At 68.9% G+C, this 6,290-nt stretch carries 4 protein-coding genes; 1 reads left to right on the forward strand and 3 read right to left on the reverse strand.

The features are described 5' to 3' along the window. Positions 1 to 55 precede the first annotated feature (55 nt). Positions 56 to 865 carry an ABC transporter permease gene (locus AB0I38_RS39380; RefSeq protein ID WP_358495373.1) on the forward strand — a complete coding sequence of 270 codons (810 nt, stop codon included), beginning with the start codon at positions 56 to 58 and terminating at the stop codon, positions 863 to 865. A 77-nt stretch (positions 866 to 942) separates the two neighbouring features. Here the strand turns inward: AB0I38_RS39380 and AB0I38_RS39385 are convergent, their stop codons facing one another. The 3 genes from AB0I38_RS39385 to AB0I38_RS39395 form a co-directional block, all read right to left on the reverse strand. Further along, positions 943 to 2,541 carry an FAD-dependent monooxygenase gene (locus AB0I38_RS39385; RefSeq protein WP_358495378.1) on the reverse strand — a complete coding sequence of 533 codons (1,599 nt, stop codon included), beginning with the start codon at positions 2,539 to 2,541 and terminating at the stop codon, positions 943 to 945. A gap of 142 nt (positions 2,542 to 2,683) precedes the next feature. Continuing rightward, on the reverse strand, positions 2,684 to 5,728 hold the full coding sequence (locus tag AB0I38_RS39390; RefSeq protein WP_358495382.1) for an AfsR/SARP family transcriptional regulator: 3,045 nt from the start codon (positions 5,726 to 5,728) through the stop codon (positions 2,684 to 2,686). A gap of 325 nt (positions 5,729 to 6,053) precedes the next feature. Beyond that, positions 6,054 to 6,290 (reverse strand): FG-GAP repeat domain-containing protein (locus AB0I38_RS39395; RefSeq protein ID WP_358495388.1); only part of this gene is annotated, 237 nt, incomplete at its 5' end.

Below are 6,290 nucleotides of genomic sequence, written 5' to 3' on the forward strand. Positions count from 1 at the left end.
CCAGCCTGTGCCCGTGCCTGATCATGCCCTGGCAGCTGACTCGATGAGGCACGCGGTGAAGATCCTGCGTGCCGAGGCGCTCAAGCAGCACCGCCGGATCTTCGGCAGCAAGCTGGTCGTCTGCTCGATGTTGCTCTGGCCGTTGCTGACGCTCGCGGGCACTTACTACACGCTCCAGCCACTGGCGGCCACGCCCGGCATCGCCGGCCGCTGGCCGCTGGCCGCCCACCCGGAGCGGTTGCTCGCCTTCCTCGCCACCGGGGCGCTCGGGTTCACGTTCTTCTTCTCGATGGTCCAGTCGGCCTGGCACTTCTCCTTCGAGCGCCAGACCGGCACGCTGGAGCTGCTCTTCCTGTCGCCGGCCAACCGGCTGGTGCTGGTGATCGGCAACGGATTCGGCGCGCTGGTGCAGAACGCCTGGCTGTTCGCCTGTTTCGTCGCGGCCATGTTCACCTTGCTCGACGTGATCGACGTGGCTCATCCGGGGATGTACGCGGTCGTCTTCCTGGCCGTGCTGGTGCCCGCCGTCGCGTGGGGGGCGTTCCTCAACAGCTTGTTGATCTTCTCCAGGGACTCGGCGTTCCTCTATACGCTGCTGGACGATCCGATGTGGTTCGCCAGCGGGGTCCGGTTGCCGACATTCGCGCTGCCGGGCTGGCTCCAGGCCGCCGGTTCGGTGCTGCCGCTCACCGGGAGTCTGATGGTCGTGCGCGGTGCGCTGCTCGACGGGCAAGGGGTGGGCGATCTCGCCGGTGAGCTGGCGGGGCTGGCCGTACTGTCCGCGGTCTTGCTGCTCGGAGCGGTCGCCGCGCTCAGGGCGGGCGAGGCGCGGGCACAACGGACCGGGCAGCTCCGGCTCTTCTGACCGGTCGCCGGCCGAAGCATTCGCCCTTCTGACCGGTCGCGGCCGAAGCCTGCGCTCTTCTGAGCGATCGTTGGCGGTCAGCGGCTGAGCACCTGACGGAGCACCCGTTCCAGGGTGGCGGCCGGATCGGGGTCTTCGCCGCGCGAGCGCCAGGCGACATATCCGTCAGGGCGGACCAGCACGGCGCCGCCCTCGCCCACGCCGTACCTCTCCTGCCAGCGCCCTTCCACGTCCACGAACTCCTCGTCGATCAGGACGCGGGTGAGCTGGATGCCCAGCCGTTCCTGGACCAGGCGCCCGGCCTCCATCCACGCCCTGCCCTGCCGCTCGGCCATCAGCACGAACCCCGACGCGAACAGGTCGACGGTCGAGATCCGCTGCCCCTCCCAGTCGAGCACCACGTGCGGGGCCCGGTTGCCGGGCCGTCCGACCGGCACGCGGGCGTCGTCCAGGATCGACCCGTCGTCATCGGGGTCGTCCAGGATGGCCGTCGAGTGGTAGCGGCAGCCGAAGATGGCCCGTAGGGGATCGTCGAGTGGCTCGGGATAGTCGGCGCGCTGGGCGGGCGGCATCCGTACGCCGAGGTTGGCCAGTTGCGCGTTGGCGGTCAGCGTGCCGACCGGGCGCCGCTCGGCGTCGTAGGCGTCGAGGAAGCCGGGACCCGCCTGGCCGGAGAGCACCAGCCAGAGCCGCCAGGCGAGGTCGCACCCGTCCTGGATCGCGGTGGTGCCACCCTGCCCGCCGGTGGGCGGCATGGTGTGCGCCGCGTCGCCGGCCAGGAAGACCCGCCCCTCGCGGTAGCGGTCGGCCAGCAGGTGGGCCAGGGCGAAGGTCGTCCGATCGAGGATCCGGACATCCAGATCGGGCACGCCGGTGGCCGTCCGGACCAACTCGACGCAGCGCTCCATGGTGAAGTCGTCTTCGCTCTCGCCCAGGGAGGTGTCGTAGTTGACGCCCAGCACATGCGCGCCGACGCCCGTGCCGGTAAGGATCACGCCGGTGAGGACGTCGTTCCGCAGGTACCAGACCGTGACCTCGCGCTCCCGCACCAGGCCCGTCAGGTCGGCGTCGAACATGATCGAGCACATGTTGCCCAGTTCGCCCCGCCCTGTCGTGGGGATGCCCAGCTTTTGGCGGATCGGGCTCCGGTAGCCGTCGGCGGCCACCACGTAGTCGGCTCGTACGGTGGTCTCGACGCCATCCGCGCGGATCACCGCGGTCACGCCGTCGGCATCCTGATCGAGCGAGAGCAGCTCGGTGCTGAACCGCACGTCGGCGCCCAGCTCCTCGGCCTTGGCCCGCAGCACCCGCTCCACCTCGGCCTGTGGCGCTCCCGACTGCTGGGCGGGCGTCGCCTCGGTGAGGAAGGCGAAGTCCGCGTCGGATTCGTCGATGATCACCTGCGGGTCGGGGTCGCTCAGGCTGGAGGCGATGGCGATGCGCGTGTTGTCGCCGATGCCCGCCCAGATCTCCCTGAGTGTCTGTTCGAGGCCTGGCACCGGCCGCAGCAGCTCGACGGCCCGAGAGCCGACGCCGAACGCCTTGGGCTGGATCGAGGTGCTGGGATGCTGCTCGACCAGCATGACGGGGACCTGCCGCCAGGCCAGCAGCGTGGCCGCGCTCAGCCCGGCATAACCGCCGCCGACCACGAGTACGGGAACTCGCTCCTGCTTCATGCCCACCTCCAGATACGCGTAATATCGCGTTGTCGATGGACACGATATGTCGCGTCTTGCCCATGGTCAAGACATATCGCGAAGCGCTCACCCGCCGGGCCTGAAAGTGATCTTCATGTTGCCGGCGATCCGGAGATCGAAGTCATGCGAGCAGGTTGAGGTCGCCGGTCCTGTGGTCGCCGGCGGTGAGCTCGGTGTGCTCCCGGGCGTCGTACTTGGCGAAGATCCTCAGCGCGTGCCTGCTCAGTTGCTCGGCGGACCGGAAGTCGCCGGCGGCTCGCCGGACCTCGGCCAGATCGCGCCGGGCTCGGGCAGCGGGCAGCGGGGTGTCCAGCGAGTCCCACAGTGTGATCGCATGGCCGAGGTGGGTCGCGGCCGCTTCGAGCCGTCCCTCGGCCAGATGCAGCTCGCCGATCGTGCGGTGCACCAGTGCCTCTCCCCATCGGTCGTGCCGTCTTCCGCAGATCGCCAGCGCCTGCTCAAGCGCGGGCAGTGCCTGCTTTCCTCTGCCCAACCGGATCTGGGCCTTGGCCAGTGCCTGCTGCGTGTAGGCCGCCATGTGCTCGTCACCGATGCTCCGCAGCAGGCTCAGCGCCTGCGCGCACAGACTCTCAGCCCGGGAGTGATCGCCGAGGGCTCGATGTAGCAGTGAGATCGTGCGCAGGGTGAGGGCTTCGCCTCGCTTGCTACCGACGGCGCGGTAGGACGTGAGCGCCTCCTGCAGGAGAGGGCGCGAAAGGTGGAACGCACCGAGTTCGAGATGGATGGAGGCCGCCACTCGGGAGGTGTGGCCGACCGCGGTGTCGTCACCGAAGAGGCGGAAGAAGTCGGCCGCTCTGGTGAGATAGTCCAGCGCCTCCTGGTATCGGGACAGTTCCCTGCAAGCGCCGCCGATCCCGACGAGGACCACCGCCTCCCCCCGGTTGTCGCCGGTCTCAGCGAACAGCGCGAGCGCCTGTGTGAAACATTGGTATGACGACGTGAACTGGTCCAGCTCGTAGTAGGTCTGGCCGAGGGCGGCGAGCAAGGTGGCCTCACCTGAGCAGTTCCCGGCGCGGCGCGCCGCCGCGAGAGCGGAATCGTGGCTGCTGCGCCATTCGGCCACCCGGCTACCGGCGAAGAACACCGAGCATGACATGGCGGCACTGATGTCACAGACGGCGACGTCCAGGTCCATCGTGGCCGCCCGGTCGACGGCCGCGATGAGCGCCGGCGTGTCGGATTCGAGCCAGGCCGCGGGATCGGCCAGCAGCCGCTTGGCCAGGCTCGCGTCAACGGGCCGGGCCGTCGTGTAGTCACTGCGCAGTTCGACCTCGCCGGGAGGGGTGCGCTTGGTGGCCTGCGTGATGAGCCAGAGCCAGCTGCCCAGCACCCGGGACACGGCCTGCGCCAGCTCGGCAACGGGCTCCTCCTTCTCCGCCTGTTCTCTCGCGTATACCCGTAACAGGTCGTGCAGGCGATAGCGGACCTGGCCGAAGGCGTCCGTCGTCACGTAGTCGAGCAGTTGGGCGTCGACCAGCCGCTCCACGACCTCCTCCGCCCGCTGCGCCGGCTGGTCGAGCAGGGGACCGACGATCCACGAGGCGAAGTCCGGCATCCCGAGCACGCCCAGTCTGCGGAAGGCCGCCTTCGCCTGGTCGTCCAGCAGGCGGTAGCTCAGTCCGATGCTCGACCGCACTTCGAGGTCTCCCGCGGAGAGCTCGTCGAGGCGGTGCCGCTCGTCGCTCAGCTTGCGGGCCATCGTGGCGATCGGCCATTGGCGGCGGGTCCGCAGGCGTGCTCCGGCCGTGCGCACGGCGAGCGGCAGCCCGCCGCACAGCCGTACGATGTCTGCCGCGGCGTCGGGTTCGACCGCGACCCGCTCCTGGCCGACGACGGCGGCGAACAACTCCATGGCGGCGGACGTGTTCAGTACGTCGAGATCCGTCAGATGGGCTCCGGCCAGTCCCGGAAGCCGGCCCCGCGACGTCACCAGGACCGCGCAGTTCGAGCCTCCCGGCAGCAGGGGCCGCGTCTGCTGCTCGGAGCGCACGTCGTCCAGCACGACCAGGACGCGCTGTCGCGACATGATGCTGCGGTACAGGTCGACGCGTTCCTGAAACGTCTCGGGAATCCGCGCCGATTCGATGCCCAGGCCGCGCAGGAAGCGCGTGAGCACTTCCTGCGGCGAGGCTGGTGAGTCACCGCCGCCCCGCAGGTCGGCGAAGAGCTGGCCGTCGGGGTACGAGTCGGCGAGCAGATGCGCGGTGTGCACGGCCAGCGCCGACTTTCCCACCCCGGCCTTACCGGAGATGACGCACACGGGCGGGGCGTGTCCCGCCACCGAGAACTGGGCGACCAGATCCGCGAGCACGGCGGTGCGGCCGGTGAAGTCGGGAATGTCCGGGGGGAGCTGGGCGGGCGCCACGGTGTGGCTCGGATGGGTCTCTGGCTCCACGACGGCAGGGGTTTCCGGGGACGAGCCCTGTGGCGGCCACAACTGGCCGCGCAGCATCGCCTCGTACAGGTGTTGCAGCTCGGGCCCGGGGTCGATGCCGAGTTCGGAGTGGAGCGCCGCGCGCCCCTCGTGGTAGACAGCGAGCGCGTCGGACTGCCGGCCGAGCGCGTACAGCGCTGTCATCAGGTGACCGCGCAGGCGCTCGCACTGCGGATATGTGCCCACCAGTGCGGTCAGTTCGGCCATCGAGTCGCCGTAGTGGCCCAGCGACAGCTGGACGGCGATCCGCTCCTCGATCACCTTCAGCCTTATCTCGTCAAGCGAGGCCGCCTCGGCCCGCAGGACCTCCCCGATTCCGCCCAGGGACGTGCCCCGCCACAGTGCCGACGCCGCTTCGAAGGCCACGGCGGCGTCCTCGCGGGCGCCCGCGTCCAAGGCGCGGCGTCCTTCGTCGACGAAGCGGTCGAGCATCTCCCGGTCCAGCTGCCCGTCGCGCAGGTGCAGGAGGTAACCCGGAGCGCGCCTCTCGATCATGTCACCCTCGCCCACGTCCGCCAGGCGCCGCCGCAGCGCAGAGACATACGTATGGATCAGCGCGCGCGCCGACTCGGGTGGACGTTCGTTCCAGAGAAGGCTGATGAGCCGGTCGTTCGACACCACGTGGCGTGGCGTGAGAAGCAGCGCCGCCAGCAGAGCACGAGGTTTCGGCCCTCCCAGCGCCAGCCGCCGGCCCTCATACCAAGCTTCCACAGGACCCAGCACACGGAAATCCAGCAACCCTTTACTCCTGTATGTCCGCCTTTAGGGAAGATCAGTCCGTATCAGGTGGTACACACTAGGCTCGCCGGAAGCTGTTGAGATGGTTTTACAGAAAAACTCTAGACAGTCAGATGATCTTGGCGGAGTGGCGCCTGAGGATGGGATCGGTCCAAAGGGTCATTGCTGCCCGTATTTCTCTGCGGAGGTGCGAAAGCTGAGATCGAGCAAACCCCTCCGGCGATGTGGTCTCTGGCAAAGACCGCACGCTGGAGGGGTTCATACTGCTCGACGCCGAGGTGCCTTGGTGAATCGGGCGTCAGAAGATGGCGTCGAAGGCGGACCAGTTGTTGCTGAAGGCCTCGCCGGTGCCCGACTGGAAACCGCCGGTGCCGCTGCCACGGTAGAGGTGCAGGTCCTTGGTGGTGGCGTTACGGGCGATCACGTCGGCCTTGCCGTCACCGGTGAAGTCGCCGGGGCTGAAGATGGTGTCGAAGGCGGACCAGTTGTTGCTGAAGGCCTCGCCGGTGCCTGACTGGAAACCGCCGGTGCCGCT

Origin of the sequence: Nonomuraea cavernae (assembly GCF_040655715.1) — a bacterium.
In the GTDB taxonomy this organism is placed as follows: Bacteria; Actinomycetota; Actinomycetes; order Streptosporangiales; family Streptosporangiaceae; genus Nonomuraea; species Nonomuraea cavernae_A.